This is a genomic window from Streptomyces sp. Tu6071, assembly GCF_000213055.1.
Classification (GTDB): domain Bacteria; phylum Actinomycetota; class Actinomycetes; order Streptomycetales; family Streptomycetaceae; genus Streptomyces; species Streptomyces evansiae.
In genome coordinates this window covers 6,276,937-6,292,264 of the sequence record NZ_CM001165.1, presented here as the reverse complement: position 1 = coordinate 6,292,264, position 15,328 = coordinate 6,276,937, and the positions used below count along the sequence as shown (strand labels likewise).

Below are 15,328 nucleotides of genomic sequence, written 5' to 3'. Positions count from 1 at the left end.
CGCGGGTCCGCTGGGCCGTCCGGTGAGAAATTCGCGGGTAAGGGAACGGCAAAGTGGGGTCGTTCGTTGGGGGGAGCATGACCGCAATGACCCCTGGCTCGAACATCCCCCTCAGCGCCGCCCGTGTGGCGGTCGACGTGAGCGCCCCGGTGCGGCTCGACGTCTCGGGCCTGCTCCTCACCGCCGACGGCAAAGTGCGCTCGGACGACGACTTCATCTTCTACAACCAGCCCTCGGGCCCCGGCGTGACGTACACCTCCGGCGGAGGCACGGCGCCCGACGCGGTCACCGTGGACACGGGTGCCGTCCCGGCCGCGATCGAGAAGATCGTCGTCACCGCGAGCCCCGACGCGGCGGGCCAGACCTTCCAGGGCATCGAACCGACCGCGACCGTGCGGGACGCGGACAGCGGCGCGGTCCTCGCGACCTTCACGCCGCCCCGGCTCGGTGCCGAGACGGCCCTCGTCGTCGTCGAGGTGTACCGCAGGAACGGCGTGTGGAAGGCCCGCGCCGTGGGCCAGGGCTACGCGAACGGGCTGGCCGGGATCGCGACGGACTTCGGCGTGAGCGTGGAGGAGGAGCCGCAGGCGGCCCCGGCGGCACCCCAGGCCCCCGCCCCGCCGAGCGCGCCCGCCGCGTCGCGCGCCCCCTCGGCGCCGAGCGCACCCTCCGCCCCCGTGGCGGCCCCGGCGCCCTCGGCCCCCGCCGCCCCGCCCGCTCCCCCGGCCCCGCCCGCCCCCGGTGCCGGGAAGATCAACCTGGACAAGGGCCGGGTGAGCCTCCAGAAGAACCAGACCGTCTCGCTCGTCAAGGGCGGCGCCCCGCTGCTCGCCAAGGTCAAGATGGGCCTCGGCTGGGAGCCCGCCTACCGGGGCAAGGACATCGACCTGGACGCCTCGGTCATCGCCTACGGCCCCCAGCGCGACCTGGTCGACGCCTGCTACTTCGGCAAGCTGTCGATCCTCGGCGGCGCCGTCAAGCACTCCGGGGACAACCTGACGGGCGAGGGCGCGGGCGACGACGAGGTGATCGTCGTGGACCTCGGCCGCATCCCGCAGGAGGTCACGGGCCTGGTCTTCACGGTGAACTCGTTCACCGGGCAGAAGTTCACGGAGGTCGCCAAGGCGTACTGCCGGCTCGTCGACGCGGCGACGAACGAGGAACTCGTCCGCTTCGACCTCACCAACGCCGAGGCGCGCACGGGCGTCATGATGGCGAAGCTCGTCCGCCAGTTCTCCGGCGAGTGGGACATGACGGCGATCGGCGAGTTCGCGAAGGCCCGTACGGTCCGCGAGATGGTGAAGCCGGCCGCGAAGGCGCTGTGAGCGGCGCGCTCGCTTCCGTACGGGTGCTCCGTACGGAAGCGAGCGCACACGGTCGGCTCAAGCCCTGCCGAGCGCCGGCCCGGCAGGCGGCCGGGTGAGCCCGTGGGGCGCGGGGTTCAGCCCTTGTCGTCCCCGCTCCGCCCGTCGCCCTTCAGCGAGTCCCTGACGCCCTGGGCCCGGCCCTTGACCTGGTCCATCGTGTCCTTGGCCCCGCCCTTGGCCTGGTCGGTCTTCCCCTCCGTCTCCTTGCGCCGGTCGCCGGTGAGCTTGCCGACGGCCTCCTTGGCCTTGCCCTTCAGCTTGTCCATGGCGCTTTCGTCGCTCATCGCTCTTCGTTCCTTCCGCAGAGACGGCTGTCGCCGACATGAACGTTCAGATTAATCCCGTACGCGCCTTTTGTCCGTTCGAGCCGTCGCGGAGCACGCGAACGGCGCTCGATACGGTCGGGCGATGAGCGAACAACCGGGCACCAGCACCCTCCCCTTCCCCGCCTCCGGCCGCCGCGTCCTCGTGACCGGCGCGGGCAGCGGTCTCGGCGCGGTCCTCGCGCGCGTCTTCGCGCGGCAGGGCGACACGGTCGCGCTGCACTGCCGCACGCACGCGAGCGAGGCGCGGGCGACGGCCGCCGGGCTGCCGGGCGAGGGGCACGTCGTGGTGCCCGGCGACCTCGCGACGCCCGAGGGCGCGGCGGAGGTCGTGGCCGAGGCGGCGGAGCGGCTCGGCGGGCTCGACGTGCTCGTCAACAACGCCGCCGTCAACACCCCGCACCCGCCCCTGGAGACCCCCTACGAGGAGTGGGTCGCCGCCTGGCAGGCGCACGTCTCCGTCAACCTGCTCGGCACCGCGCACGTGAGCCACCAAGCGGCCCGGCACATGGTCGCGGGCGGGCGCGGCGGCCGGATCGTGAACATCGGCTCGCGCGGCGCCTTCCGGGGCGAGCCCGCGCACCCCGCGTACGGGGCGACGAAGGCGGCCGTGCACGCGCTCGGCCAGTCGCTCGCGCTCTCGCTCGCCCCGCACGGCATCGCGGTCGCCTCGGTCGCCCCGGGCTTCTTCGCGACGGAACGCGTCGCGCACCGGCTGAGCGGCGCGGAGGGCGAGGCGATCCGCGCCCAGAGCCCCTTCGGCCGGGTCGCTGAGCCCGAGGAGATCGCCGAGGCGGTCCTCTGGCTCGCCTCTCCCGCCGCCACGTGGGCCTCCGGCACGGTCATGGACCTGAACGGAGCCTCGTACCTGCGCACGTGAACCCGCGTCCGGCAGCCGCCGGCGCCCGCCGCCCAGGCGGGCGCGCGGGGCTCACGCCGAGGCGGTGGACCCCGGCTCGGCACCCGTGAACACCTGGTAGAAGTAGCGGAGGCTGTCCTCCGGCCCGTTCTCCAGCCGCTTGAACGCCTTGCCTATCGGGTTGCACACGCCGCCTCCCGGCAGCGCGACGACCAGCGGCCAGCCGAAGACCGCGCGCTCCTCCTCCGTCACCGCCCGCCAGGCACCGCCACCGTGCCGGACCAGGACCTCACCGGTGTAGCAGCCGAAGCCGAAGAGCGTCGCGGCGACGGATTCGGTCGTGACCCCTTCCGCGCGCAGCCGCTCCAGTACGGCGTCCACACGGTCGAGGCTGCCCGGCGTTCCGTCCAGCTCCACACCGTCGATCTCCGCCGCCGCCCGCACGATGTCGGCGGCGAAGAGCGGGGCGTTGACGGGCTCGGGCGCGTACGTGAGGCGGAATTCCATGGTGCTCCCTCTCAGCTGCCGGCGGATCAGGGGGAAGCGTAGGCGTGAGCACCGACACCGCCGGAGAACGCCGCGACCCCGCCCGCCTGGGGACGCGTAGACGGGACAGAGCGACGGTCGCGAGGCGTCGCCCTCGCTACGAGGCCGGAGCCTCGCGGAAGCGCGGCCCCGCGCCGAGCCCCGGCCCCGAGCGCCACCCGCCCCGGCCCTCCCGAGCCGGGGCGCCGTCCCGCCCCGCAGCAGCGCCCCCTCTACACCCCCGGCGCCCCCGTACTCCCCCCGCACCACCAACCGCGTCCCCAGTTCGATCCGCGTCTCGCCCTCCTCCTCGCGCCGCAGGCGCAGGAGCATGCGGGCCGCCTCCTCCGCCATCTGTTCGAGGGGCTGGTCGACCGTCGTGAGCGCGGGGCTCGACCACTGGGCGAGGGGGATGTTGTCGTAGCCGACGACGGAGAGGTCGTGCGGGACGCGCAGGCCGAGGACGCGGGCCGCTTCGAGGACGCCGAGGGCCTGGAGGTCGGAGCCGGCGAAGATCGCGGTGGGGCGGTCGGGGCGGTCGAGCAGGTCGAGTGCGTGCTGGTGGCCCGAGGAGACGTGGAAGTCGCCGAAGCGGACGAGTTCCGGGTCGGGCGAGATGCGGGCCATGTTGTGCGCCGAGCGGAAGCCGTCGAGGCGGGCGAGGGCGCAGAGCATGTCCTCGGGCCCGGTGATGACGGCGGTCCTGCGGTGGCCGAGTTCGATGAGGTGGCGCGTCGCGGCGAGCCCCCCGGCCCAGTTGGCCGAGCCGACCGAGGGGACGTCGGGCTCGGGGTCCCCGGCCGGGTCGACGATGACGAAGGGGATCGCCCGCGACCACAGCCTCTTCTTGAGGTCGGCGGGCAGCGTCGAGAAGACGAGGACGACGCCGAGCGGGCGGCGGCGCAGCACCCCCTCGACCCAGTCGGCGCCCGGCGAGTGGCGCGTGCCCGTCTCGGTGAGCACGACGCTCATGCCGTGCGCGTTGGCGACGTTCTGCACCCCCCGGATCAGCTCCATCGACCACGTGCTGTCGAGTTCGTGGAAGACGATCTCCAGGAGCGGCGCCTCGGGCGGGGTCGGCGCGGGGCGACGGTAGCCGTGCTCCTCCAGGAGTTCCTCGACCTTGCGCCGGGTCGGCGCCGCCACATCGGGACGGCCGTTGAGGACTTTCGAAACTGTCGAAAGCGAGACGCCCGCTTGCGCTCCCACCTGGGCCAGCGTGATCCGGCCCGCCCCGCGCTCCTCGGCGCGCGCGGTCTCTGTGCCCTCGGGGCTCTCAGCTCGCATGGGACGAAGGATAGAACACGCCGCATCCCGCCCGCGCATAACGGTTTGGTCGCGCTCGTACCCCTCCATTGACCGCTCACCCCCGCCCTTCTACCGTCCTGCCGCAGAGAACTTTCGGCAAAGATGCCGACACTTTCGAAAGGGCTGTCGATGAAGGCGATGCAGCAGGCGCACGCGGCGAAGCCGGTCAAGCCGATGAGATTCCCCCGCGCGGTCGCCGGGATCGCGGTGCTCGCGCTCGGCATGGGCCTGACCGCCTGTGGCGGGGACAGCGGCGCCTCGGGCGGGAAGCAGGAGTTCCACGTGCTCGTCTACGGCGACGCGGGCAACAAGGTCGAGAAGAGGATCGTCGCCGAGTTCAACAGGACGTCGAAGGTCAAGGCGGTGCTCGACACCATCCCCGGGGCCGACTACCAGCAGAAACTCCAGACGATCATCAACACCAAGCAGGCACCCGACGTCTTCTTCAACTGGGGCGGCGGCAGCATCCAGCCCTTCGTGAAGGCGGGCCTGCTCCGCCCGCTCGACGACATGATGGCGAAGGACAAGGGCCTCGAGGACAACTTCCTGCCCTCGGTCCTCGACACCGCGACGGTGGACGGGAAGCACTACGGCATCCCGATGCGCGGCACGCAGCCGGTACTGCTCTTCCACAACAAGAAGGTCCTCGACGACGCGGGCGTGAAGCCGCCGCGGAACTGGGACGACCTGCTCGGCGCCGTGAAGGCGCTCAAGGCGAAGAAGGTCACGCCGTTCGCGCTCGGCGGCGGCGACCAGTGGCCGACGCTCATGTGGTTCGAGTACCTCTACGACCGCGTCGCGGGCCCCGGGCTCTTCGAGAAGGCCCTCTCGGGGGACAAGAGCGCGTGGGACAGCCCCGAGAGCCGGAAGGCCCTGTCGCTGCTGCGCGAGCTGGTCGACGCGGGCGCCTTCGGGAGCAACTACGACTCGGTGAAGCAGACCGACGGCGGTACGGCGCAGCTCCTCGCGAGCGGCAGGGCCGCCTTCGAGCTGATGGGCTCCTGGGAGTACTCGACCGTGAAGGACGCGAACCCGGGCGCGCTCAAGGACATCGGCTGGAGCGACTTCCCGGGCGTCCCGGGCGGCAAGGGCGACCCGGCGGCCATCGTCGGGAACACGAACAACTTCTACTCGGTCACGAAGAAGGCCGGACACCCGGACGCCATCGCCGCGTTCCTGAAGCTCATGTACTCCGACAGCTTCGTGAAGCAGCAGCTCGCGATCGGCAACCTGCCGACGACGACGAACACCGAGAAGTTCCTCGGCACGACCGACGACCCCGCCTACGCGAAGTACCAGCTCGACCTCGTCGGCAAGGCCCCCTCCTTCCAGCTCTCCTGGGACCAGGCGTACGCGCCGCAGAACAGCACCCCGATCCACCGCGCCGTCCAGCAGTTCACCAACGGGCAGCTCGACGCGGACGGCTTCGTCAAGGCCATGCAGGCCCTCACCACCTCCTGAACGGCGGCAGGAACCGTGACCTCCTCGACCGTGCCCCGGCCCCGCAGGCCGGCCGCCCGACCCGGCGTCGCCTGGACCCTCCCCGCCGTCGTCTTCTTCACGCTCTTCGCGCTCGTCCCGCTCCTGCTCGTGGCCGTCCTGGCCTTCACCGACTGGAGCGGGCTCGACACCCCGCACTTCAACGGGCTCGGCAACTGGCGCACGCTCTTCGCCGACCCCGTGCTCCTGCACAGCGTCTGGCTCTCCGTCCTGCTCACGCTGCTCGGCGTCGTCGTGCAGACCCCGCTGAGCATCGCGCTCGGCGTGTGGGCGGCGGGCAGGCAGCGCAACCGGGCCGTGCTGTCCGCGCTCTTCTTCGTGCCGCTGCTGCTCTCGGCGACGGCCGTCTCGGTGCTGTGGCGCGCGCTGCTCGACCCGAACTTCGGCATCCCGTCCGAGCTGGGGTGGCTCTTCGGCGACGGGAACCTCTTCGGCAAGCAGTCCACGGCGATCGGCGTGCTCGTCTTCGTCGCCGCCTGGCAGTTCACGCCGTTGCACACGCTCATCTACCAGGGCGCGGCCCGCGCGATCCCCGAAGTCCTCTACCAGGCGGCGGCGATCGACGGCGCCGGCCGCTGGCGGCAGTTCTTCCACGTGACGCTGCCGCAACTGCGCAACTCGGTCATCACCTCGGTGATCCTCATGATCGTCGGCGGTCTCACGACCTTCGACACCGTGCTCATCCTGACGCAGGGCGGCCCCGGCACGGACACGACGATCACCGCCTACTACATGTACGACAAGGCGTTCAAGAGCTTCGACTACGGGACGGGCTCGGCGGTCGCCCTGCTCCTCGTCCTCGTCGCGACCCTCATCTCGCTCGTCGTGGTCCGCCTCTCGGGCTACGACAAAATGACCGGCACGCAGGAGGGGATATGAGCCTGACCACCTCCCGGCAGGCCCCCGCGCCGCGGACCCCGCGCCCCGCGCGCACCCCCCGGGCCCGCACCCGCACCCGCCGCCCCGGCGAGCGCCCCAACGTCCTCGCCGGTCTCGGCTCGCTGCTCTGGCTCGTCCTCGTCGGCCTGCCGCTGTACGTCCTGCTCGCGGCGACGCTCCAGTCGCGCCCCGACTACCAGCGGAGCGGCCCGCTCGGCCTCCCCCGCCACCTCACCCTCGACAACTACCTCGACGTCTTCGACAACGGCTTCGGCCGCTACTTCCTCAACACCGCCGTCGTCACCGTCTGCGTCGTCGCCCTCGTGCTGCTGCTCGTGCCGCCGCTCGCCTTCGCCGTCGTGCGCGGCGCGCGCCCCGGGACGCTGCGCGTCTTCCGCCTCTTCCTCCTCGGACTCGCGGTGCCCGCGCAGGCCGTCGTCATCCCGATGTTCTACGTCATCTCGAAAGCCGGTCTGTACGACCACCTCATCGGGGTGATCCTGCCGACCGCCGCGTTCTGCCTGCCGATCTGCGCGCTCGTCCTCACCGGCACGATGCGCGAGATCCCGGGCGAGCTGTACGAGGCGATGACGCTCGACGGCGCGAGCACGTGGCTCGTCTTCCGGCGGCTCGTCCTGCCGCTCTCGCGCAGCGGGCTCTCCACCGTCGTCGTGTTCTCGGCGCTCCAGGCGTGGAACGGCTTCCTCTTCCCGCTCGTCCTCACCCAGTCCGAGGACACGAAGGTCGTCACGCTCGGCCTCTACAACTTCCAGACCCAGTACGGCGTGAACATTCCCGGGCTGCTCGCCGCCGTCGTCCTCTCCACCCTGCCCGTCCTGCTCGTGTACCTGTTCGCCCGCCGGGCCCTCATCCAGGGGCTGATGGGCATGGGAGGAAAGTGACCACCCGCGTGACCCCCGAGACCGCCGCCCCCGCGCCCCCGGCCGGGACGGGTCCCCGTACCGCCCCGCGCCCCCGGCTCTCTCCCGAGCGCGCCGCCCGGGTCGAGTCCCTGCTCGCCGCGATGACCCGCGAGGAGAAGACCGCGCAGCTCTACGGGCTGTGGGCCGGTGCCTCGCCCGAGGGCGGGGAGGTCGCCCCGCACCAGCACGACATGCAGGCCCCGCCCGCGCTCGACGACCTCCTCCCGCACGGACTCGGCCAGCTCACCCGCCCCTTCGGCACCGCCCCGGTCGATCCCGGGCTCGGCGCGCTCTCGCTCCTGCGTACCCAGGCGCGCGTCATCGCGGGCAACCGCTTCGGTATCCCGGCACTCGCGCACGAGGAGTGCCTCGCGGGCTTCGCCGCCTGGCGTGCCACGACCTTCCCCGTGCCGCTCGCGTGGGGGGCCTCGTTCGATCCGGACCTCGTCGAGCGGGTCGGCGCCGCGATCGGCGCCTCGCTGCGCGCGGTCGGGGTGCACCAGGGGCTCGCGCCCGTGCTCGACGTCGTGCGGGACCTGCGGTGGGGGCGGGTCGAGGAGACGATCGGCGAGGACCCGTACCTCGTGGGGCGGGTCGGCGCCGCGTACGTGCGGGGACTGGAGTCGGCCGGGATCGTCGCGACGCTCAAGCACTTCGCGGGCTACTCGGCCTCGCGCGCGGGGCGCAACCTCGCCCCCGTGTCGATGGGCCCGCGCGAGCGCGCCGACATCGTGCTGCCGCCCTTCGAGGCGGCGCTGCGCGAGGGCGGCGCCCGCTCCGTCATGCACGCGTACACCGACACGGACGGCGTGCCGAGCGCCGCCGACCAGGCGCTCCTCACCGGTGTGCTGCGCGAGACGTGGGGCTTCGAGGGCACGGTCGTCGCCGACTACTTCGGTGTCGCCTTCCTCCAGTCGCTCCACCACGTCGCGGCCGACCGGGCCGAGGCCGCCGCGCTCGCGCTCCGGGCGGGCGTCGACGTCGAACTCCCCACCGTGGACGCCTACGGGGCCCCGCTCCTCGCCGCGCTCGACGCCGGGCTCGTGGACGAGGCGACGGTCGACCGGGCGGTGCGCAGGGTGCTCCGGCAGAAGGCCGAACTCGGGCTGCTCGACGCGGACTTCGACCCCGTACCGCCCGCGCTGAGCGGGCGTGGCGAGCTGAGTCCCGAGGCCGTACGGGGCACGGTGGACCTCGATCCGCCGGAGCACGGGGAGCTGTCCGCGCGGCTCGCCGCCGAGTCCCTCGTCCTGCTGCGCAACGCGGCCCCGGACGGGAGCCCCGTCCTGCCGCTCGCCGCGCCGCGCCGCATCGCCGTCATCGGGCCGCAGGCCGGGGCGCCGCTCGCGGTGCTCGGCTGCTACGCCTTCCCCGTGCACGTCGGCGGCGCGCACCCGGACCTCGCCCCGGGCATCGAACTGCCCACGCTGTACGAGGCGGTGGCGACGGAGTTCGCGGACAGCGACGTCGTCGCCGTGGCCGGGTGCGGGATCGACACGGGCGGGGCGGAGGGTTTCGGCGCGGCGCTCGACGCGGCGCGCGGGGCCGAGGTCGTGATCGCCGCGCTCGGGGACCGCGCCGGGCTCTTCGGGCGCGGCACGAGCGGCGAGGGCTGCGACGCCCCTTCGCTCGCGCTCCCGGGCGTGCAGCAGGAGTTGCTGGACGCGCTGCTCGACACGGGCACCCCGGTGGTCGGCGTGCTGCTCGCGGGCCGCCCCTACGCGCTCGGACGCGCGGCGGACGAGGCGGGGGCCCTCGTGCAGGCGTTCTTCCCCGGGCAGGAGGGCACGCGGGCGATCGCGGCGCTGCTCAGCGGGCGCGCGGCGCCCTCGGGGCGGCTCCCCGTGAGCGTGCCGCGCACCCCGGACGGCCAGCCCGGCACCTACCTGCGCGCCCCGCTCGCGGGCCCGAGCGACGTCTCGGCGCTCGACCCGAGTCCCGTCTACCCCTTCGGCCACGGCCTCGCGTACACGTCCTTCGCCTGGACGGACCTGACCCCCGCGACCCCCGACGAGGTGCCCACGGACGGCACGGTCCGCCTCGCCCTCACGGTCACGAACACGGGCGGACGAGCGGGCACGGAGGTCGTGCAGGTCTACCTCCACGACCCGGTCGCCTCCGTCGTGCAGCCCGAACAGCGCCTGATCGGCGCGGTGCGCGTCCCGCTCGCCCCGGGCGCCTCGGCGCGCGTGCACGTCGAGATCCCCGCCGACACGGCCTCCTTCACCGGCCTCGCGGGCCGCCGCGTCGTCGAGCCGGGCGCCCTGGAGTTCCGCCTCTCCGCGTCGAGCGCGGACCACCGCCTGCGGTACGGGGTCCGGCTGACGGGGCCCGTGCGGGAGGTGGGGTACGAGCGGGCGTGGGGGGCGCGCCTCACGGTGGGCTGAGGGCACGCGGGCTCAGGCCCCGTGCCAGGCCCGCCACAGTCCCGCGTAGGTGCCCCCCGCCCCCACCAGCTCCTCGTGCGTGCCCAGTTCGGTGAGCGCGCCGTCCTCCATGACCGCGACGCGGTCGGCGTCGCGGGTGGTGTGGAGGCGGTGCGCGACCGTGATGACCGTACGGCCCGCGAGGACGGCCGCGAGCGCGCGTTCGGTGCGGCGGGCGGTACGGGGGTCGATGAGCGACGTGGCCTCGTCGAGGACGAGGACACCCGGGTCGAGCAACAGGGTGCGGGCGAGGCTCAGTTGCTGGACCGCCGCACCGTCCGGGGACAGCCCGCCGGGGCCGAGCACCGTGTCGAGCCCGGCGGGCAGTTCCCGCGCCCAGTCCGCGCCCACCGTGGCGAGCGCGCGCTCCAGGTCCGCGTCGCCCGCGTCGGGCGCGGCGAGGGCGAGGTTCTCGCGGAGCGTGCCGAGGAAGACGTGGTGCTCCTGCGTGACGAGGACGACGCGGCCCGGGGGCAGCGTGTGCACGGGCACCCCGTCGAGCGTCACCGCTCCCCCGCTCGGGGTCTCCGCGCCGCTCACGAGGCGCCCGAGCGTCGTCTTGCCCGCGCCCGAGGGGCCGACCACGACGAGGCGTTCGCCGGGCCGCACGGTCAGATCGACGTCGCGCACGGCGTCGCGGTCGCCGTCGTACGAGTGCCGCACCCCGGCCAGGCGCAGGGTGCCGTCACCGGTGGGCGCGCGCGGCGCGGGGACCGGCGCGTCGCCGGTCACCAGGCCCACGCCCTCGACGCGCGCGAAGGAGGCGGTGCCGCGTTGCAGGAACTCCAGCCACTGCAACAGGATGTCGACGGGCTCGGAGAGCTTGCGCAGGTAGAGCGCGCAGGCGAGGACCGCGCCGAGGCTCGCGAGGCCGTGCGCGTGCAGCAGCCCGCCGAGCAGGAGGGCCGCGGCGACCGGCAGGAAGGCGCCGAAGTCGACGGCGGGGAAGAGCACGCTGCGCAGCGCGAGGGTGCCCTCGCGGGCGCGGTGCGCGGCGGCGACCCGGTCGAGGACGCGGGCCAGGCGGCGCGCGGCGAGGCCGTACACCTCCGTCGTACGGGCCCCGGCCGCCGAGGCCGTGACCTCCTCGGCGAGCGCGGCGTTCGCCTCGCCCTCGGCGAGGTACGCGGCGGGCGCGCGGCGCATGTACCAGCGCGCCGCCGCCCACGTGACGGCGAGGCCGAGGACGCCGCAGGCGCCGAGGAGCGGGCTCACGAGCACGGCGGCGCCGAGGATCAGCGGCACCTGGAGCGCGGCGACGAAGACCTCGGGCCCCGCGTCGCGCAGCGTCGTGCCGACCGTGCCGATGTCCGTCGTGCCCCGCACGACGAGGTCGCCCGTGCCCGCGCGCTCGGCGACGGCGGGCGGCAGCGCGAGCAGGCGCGCCGCGAAGCGCTCCCGTACGCGGGCCTGCGCGCGCTCGCCGAAGCGGTGGGCGTGCAGGCGGGCCCAGCGGGTGAGGAGGATCTGCGCGAGGGAAGCGGCGAGTATCCCGGCGGCGAGCCGGTCCACGGTCGGCACGCCGCTCCCGTCCCGCACCCGCTCGACGATCTCGCCGAGCAGCCAGGGCGCGACGAGCCCGGCCCCGACGGCGCACACGTTGAGCAGCACGGCGGCGAGGAAGCCGCGCCGGTCGGCGCGGACGAGCGCGAGCGCGGCGCGCAGGACGTCACGACCGGAGGCGACGGGCAGCGCGGGGGCACCGCCGGGGGCCTTCGCGGGCGCCTTCCCGGCGGTCTTCGCGGAAGCCGTGCCCGTGGTCGTCGCGGAAGCCGTGCCGGCCGTCCGCACGGAAGCCGTTCCGGCCGTCTTCGCCGACGCCTTCCCCGCCGTCCCGCGGGCGGGCTTCGCGGGGGTCCGCTCGGGGCGGGGCCTCGTCATCCGGCCGCCACCTCCTCCGTCTCCGTGTCCTCGCGCGCCACCACGGCCCGGTACGCGGGGCACCGCGCCATGAGGTCCCGGTGCGTGCCGCTCTCCGCGAGCCTGTTGTCCACGAGCCAGTGCACGACGTCGGCGCGCCCGAGGAGCGAGGGGGAGGTCGTCGCGAGAACGGTCGTGCGGCCCGCGCGGTGGGTGTGCAGGCGCCCGGCGAGCAGGGCCTCGGTGTGCGCGTCGAGCGCGGAGGCCGGTTCGGTCGCGAGCAAAACCTCGGGCGCGGCGAGGAGCGCGCGGGCGAGCAGGACGCGCTGGCGCTGCCCGCCGGAGAGCCCCGTGCCCCTGGCCCGAACGGGCGCGTCGAGACCGCCGGGCAGGAGACGCACGATGTCCTCGGCGGCGGCGGTGCGGACGGCGGCGCGCAGCGCCTCGGGCGCCGGTTCGCCGCCGCCCGCGAGGACTTCCCGGAGCGGGCCCGCGAAGAGCGCCGCGTCGTGGTCGGCGGGCAGGACGTGGGCGCGCACCTCGGCGGGCGCGTACGCGCCGAGCGGGACGCCGTCCCACGTGACGGCCGAGGGCGCGAGTCCGGCGCAGCGCTCGACGAGCGCGGCCGTCTCGGCGGGGCGCGCGCTCACGAGCGCCGTGAAACGGCCGGGCGCGAGCGTGACCCCGGTCTCCGGGTCGTGGAGCGGGGCCGGCGCCGAGGGTGCGGGGAGCCCGTGCGCGGGGTCGGCGTGGGCCGGGGCCAGGCGCAGGAGCGTGAGGACGCGGCGACCGGCGACGACGCCGTGCGTGAGGGAGTGCGCGCCCTCGATGAAGAAGGCGACGGGGACGACGAGGACGGCGACGTAGCCGTAGACGGCGGCGAGTTCCCCCGTCGTGATCTCGCCGCGCACGGCGAGGCGGGCGGCGAGCCATGTGACGACGGCGAGGAAGACGGCGGGCAGCCCGGCGGTCAGCGCCTCGACCCAGCTCGTGACCGCGCCGACCCGCAACCCCCGGTCGAGCAGTTCGCGCGAACCGGTCCGGTAGCGGGCCTCGAAGCCCGCGCCGCCACCGAAGGCGCGCAGCACGCGCAGCCCCTCGGCGAGGTCGACGAGGCGCGCGGCGAGCGTGCCCTGCCGTTCGCGGTACGCGGTCTCCGCGCCGCGCAGGCGCGCGAGCGGCGGCCCCACGAGGAGCGCGAGGAGCGGCACCCCGAGCAGCACGACGACGGCGAGCAGCGGCGAGATCCGCAGCAGGAGCACCGCGACGACGCCGTACGCGAGGACCGAGCCGACGCCGGGCCCCGTGATGGTGAGGACATCGGCGATCCGGGCCGCGTCGGTGAAACCGGCGGTCAGGACCTCGCCCGAGGAGGCGCGCCCGGAGAGCGTCGCGCCGAGGCGCCCGAGGTGCTCGACGAGGACGCGCACGGTGCGGAAGGCGGCGTCCATGCGGACCCGCGTCATCGTGCGGTGCCGCATGATGCTGAGCCACGCGGTGACCGCGCCGATCCCGAGCAGCGCGCCCGTCCACGCCAGCAGGGCGCGCGTGTCCCCGGCCGCGAGCCCGTCGTCGACGGCCCGCGCGAGGAGGTACGGGGGCAGCGTGAGCGCGACGCTCCAGGCGCTCCCGTAGAACGCCCCCGTGAGCACCCGCCCCCGCTGCCGCCGCACGAGCCACCAGATGTACCGCAGCGGCCCCCGCGTATCGGCCCGTTCCGGGGGCGCCCCGGGATCGACGATCCCCCGGAACCCCCGCGTCCCACCCCGTCCGCTCATGGCGCGATCCTAGGGACGCCGCCCGCATCCCCGAGGCACCGGGTCAGCGGCGGGCGGTCGTCCGGGCGTCGTACGGGAACGCGTGCCGCTCCCCGGCGGCGGTCACTCCCCCGGGCCCGTGCCCGCCGCCGACCTCGCCTTGAAGGCCGCCTTGCGGGCCTCCTTCGCCGTGCGCTTGTCGGGGTGGAGGCGGCCCATCGCCTCCAGGACCTCCGCCGTCGCGGGGTGCTTGACGCGCCACGCGGCTTCGAAGAAGCCGCTGTGCTGGGCGGCGAGACCGGCCACGAGGGCCTGGAGTTCCGCCGACTCGCCCTCGACGGCGAGCTGCGCGGCGACCGTGTCGACGGTGAGCCAGAAGACGAGGTCCGCCGGGGGCGGCGGGACGTCGGGCAGTCCGCGTTCGGAGAGCCACACACGGGCGAGGCCGCCGAGTTCGGGGTCGTCGAGCACGGCCCGTACGGCCGGTTCGGCACCCGCGCCGAGGAGTTCCAGTGCCTCCTGCGCGCGCAGCCTGCGCACCGGGCCCTCCGCGTCCTCGCCCTTCGCCGCCGCGAGCAGGTCCCCCGCCGCCGCGACGGGCTCGCGGCGCGCGAGCCAGCCCTCCAGCTCGGCGCGCACCGAGGGCGCCGGGTACTCGGCGATCCCGGCGAGCAGCACGTCCGCGCCCGCCTCGGCGAGGTCGCCGACGACCGGGGCTTCGAGCCCGGCCTTGACGAGGCGCTCGCGGATGCCGTACAGGCCGAGCGGCGTGTAGTGCACGAGCCCGTACCGCGAGACGTCCTCGTCCTCGATCTCGACGGGCTCCCCCGCGTCGGCCTCCACGAGCAGCGCCTCGTCGAGCGGCGTGTAGACCAGCAGCCCGGAGGGTTCGAGGAGCCGGAACTTCGCGTCGAGACGGACCATCGTCTCGGAGACCTGCTCCAGGATCGCGTCGCTCGGCTCGGGCATGTCGTCGGGCACGACCATCGCGGCGGCGAGCGCGGGGAGCGGCACGGGGGTGTCCGTGGAGCCGCCCTCGGAGACGGTGAGGAGGTAGAGGCTCAGGAGCGCCTGGTCGACGAACCCGGCCTCCTCCTCGGGGTCCCAGCCGAGCGCGTCGAAGTCGACGGTGCCGCCGCCCTCCAGGGCGCCGGTCAGCTCGTCCAGGTCCTCGATGTCGGGAATGCTCGCGTCGGCGAGGAGCGTGTCGAGCGCGCCGAGCCACAGGCCGAGCGCGTCCTGCGGACTGCCCGAGGTGAGCTGCGCGAGGTCCTCGCCCGGCGCGGCGCTCCCGTACTCCTCGCCGTCCTCCTCCGGGTCGCTCACCTCCACGAGACCGGTGTCGACGGCGACCCGCCACGCCTCGCTCGCCTCGGCCTCCGCGTCGGGCCCGGAGAGGCCCAGCTCCTTGACCGCTTCGGGCAGTTGCTCGTCGACGAGTTCGCCGCCCGCGCCGACCCGGGTGTCCGGGTTCGCCCAGCGGGCCAGGCGTACCGCGCGGGCGAGGACCGGGGCGGCCAGCGCGGCCCGTGCGAGCCGCGGCTCGGACTCCAGGCGGGCCGGGGGCAGCGCGGGGGGAAGTGCGGGCATCGGCGGATTCT

At 74.6% G+C, this 15,328-nt stretch carries 10 protein-coding genes and 2 pseudogenes; 6 read left to right on the top strand and 6 right to left on the bottom strand.

The features are described 5' to 3' along the window. Positions 1-86 precede the first annotated feature (86 nt). Positions 87-1,325, top strand: a complete 1,239-nt coding sequence (locus STTU_RS26600; RefSeq protein WP_043256438.1) for a TerD family protein — start codon at positions 87-89, stop codon at positions 1,323-1,325. Positions 1,326-1,441: 116 nt separating this feature from the next. Here STTU_RS26600 and STTU_RS26595 read toward each other — a convergent pair whose 3' ends face one another. Further along, complete coding sequence (locus STTU_RS26595; protein ID WP_009064082.1) at positions 1,442-1,651, bottom strand: CsbD family protein; 210 nt, start codon at positions 1,649-1,651, stop codon at positions 1,442-1,444. Positions 1,652-1,775: 124 nt separating this feature from the next. Here STTU_RS26595 and STTU_RS26590 point away from each other — a divergent pair, with 124 nt between their 5' ends. After that, positions 1,776-2,570 (top strand): SDR family NAD(P)-dependent oxidoreductase, encoded by a 795-nt coding sequence (locus STTU_RS26590; protein ID WP_007828604.1) that lies wholly within the window; start codon positions 1,776-1,778, stop codon positions 2,568-2,570. 51 nt (positions 2,571-2,621) lie between these two features. Here STTU_RS26590 and STTU_RS35700 read toward each other — a convergent pair. Both STTU_RS35700 and STTU_RS26585 read right to left on the bottom strand, forming a co-directional pair. Further along, positions 2,622-3,020, bottom strand: a pseudogene (locus STTU_RS35700) (DUF6278 family protein); the annotation flags it as partial. 291 nt (positions 3,021-3,311) lie between these two features. Then, positions 3,312-4,361 (bottom strand): annotated as a pseudogene (locus STTU_RS26585) (LacI family DNA-binding transcriptional regulator); the annotation flags it as partial. Between the two features lie 150 nt (positions 4,362-4,511). On the opposite strand from STTU_RS26585, the gene STTU_RS26580 reads away from it, so the two are divergent. Genes STTU_RS26580 through STTU_RS26565 form a run of 4 tightly spaced genes read left to right on the top strand, consistent with a single transcriptional unit; the run spans position 4,512 to position 10,071 of the window. Continuing rightward, positions 4,512-5,843: an ABC transporter substrate-binding protein gene (locus tag STTU_RS26580; protein WP_052862426.1), complete on the top strand. Its 1,332-nt coding sequence runs from the start codon at positions 4,512-4,514 to the stop codon at positions 5,841-5,843. A 15-nt stretch (positions 5,844-5,858) separates the two neighbouring features. After that, a complete protein-coding gene (locus STTU_RS26575) occupies positions 5,859-6,761 on the top strand; it encodes a carbohydrate ABC transporter permease (protein ID WP_007828601.1) in 903 nt (300 codons plus the stop codon). Continuing rightward, a complete protein-coding gene (locus STTU_RS26570; protein ID WP_078519050.1) occupies positions 6,758-7,663 on the top strand; it encodes a carbohydrate ABC transporter permease in 906 nt (301 codons plus the stop codon). Before STTU_RS26575 ends, STTU_RS26570 begins: the two co-directional genes overlap by 4 nt. An 8-nt stretch (positions 7,664-7,671) precedes the next feature. Continuing rightward, positions 7,672-10,071 carry a beta-glucosidase gene (locus tag STTU_RS26565; RefSeq protein WP_007828598.1) on the top strand — a complete coding sequence of 800 codons (2,400 nt, stop codon included), beginning with the start codon at positions 7,672-7,674 and terminating at the stop codon, positions 10,069-10,071. Positions 10,072-10,083: 12 nt separating this feature from the next. Here the strand turns inward: STTU_RS26565 and STTU_RS26560 are convergent, their stop codons facing one another. The 3 genes from STTU_RS26560 to STTU_RS26550 all read right to left on the bottom strand — a co-directional run bounded on the left by STTU_RS26560 (position 10,084) and on the right by STTU_RS26550 (position 15,317). Continuing rightward, complete coding sequence (locus STTU_RS26560; protein ID WP_086021160.1) at positions 10,084-11,991, bottom strand: ABC transporter ATP-binding protein; 1,908 nt, start codon at positions 11,989-11,991, stop codon at positions 10,084-10,086. Further along, positions 11,988-13,748 (bottom strand): ABC transporter transmembrane domain-containing protein, encoded by a 1,761-nt coding sequence (locus STTU_RS26555; RefSeq protein WP_007828593.1) that lies wholly within the window; start codon positions 13,746-13,748, stop codon positions 11,988-11,990. Before STTU_RS26555 ends, STTU_RS26560 begins: the two co-directional genes overlap by 4 nt. Before the next feature lie 102 nt (positions 13,749-13,850). Then, the gene (locus STTU_RS26550; protein ID WP_007828591.1) at positions 13,851-15,317 is read right to left on the bottom strand and encodes a hypothetical protein; all 1,467 of its coding nucleotides are present in this window, start codon (positions 15,315-15,317) and stop codon (positions 13,851-13,853) included. Positions 15,318-15,328: the final 11 nt, after the last annotated feature.

Bases quoted from the DNA above. Each gene is read 5' to 3' on its own strand.
- STTU_RS26600 (WP_043256438.1), top strand. From the start codon at position 87: ATGACCCCTGGCTCGAACATCCCCCTCAGCGCCGCCCGTGTGGCGGTC.
- STTU_RS26580 (WP_052862426.1), top strand. From the start codon at position 4,512: ATGAAGGCGATGCAGCAGGCGCACGCGGCGAAGCCGGTCAAGCCGATG.
- STTU_RS26560 (WP_086021160.1), bottom strand. From the start codon at position 11,991: ATGACGAGGCCCCGCCCCGAGCGGACCCCCGCGAAGCCCGCCCGCGGG.
- STTU_RS26555 (WP_007828593.1), bottom strand. From the start codon at position 13,748: ATGAGCGGACGGGGTGGGACGCGGGGGTTCCGGGGGATCGTCGATCCC.
- STTU_RS26550 (WP_007828591.1), bottom strand. From the start codon at position 15,317: ATGCCCGCACTTCCCCCCGCGCTGCCCCCGGCCCGCCTGGAGTCCGAG.
- STTU_RS26595 (WP_009064082.1), bottom strand. From the start codon at position 1,651: ATGAGCGACGAAAGCGCCATGGACAAGCTGAAGGGCAAGGCCAAGGAG.
- STTU_RS26590 (WP_007828604.1), top strand. From the start codon at position 1,776: ATGAGCGAACAACCGGGCACCAGCACCCTCCCCTTCCCCGCCTCCGGC.
- STTU_RS26570 (WP_078519050.1), top strand. From the start codon at position 6,758: ATGAGCCTGACCACCTCCCGGCAGGCCCCCGCGCCGCGGACCCCGCGC.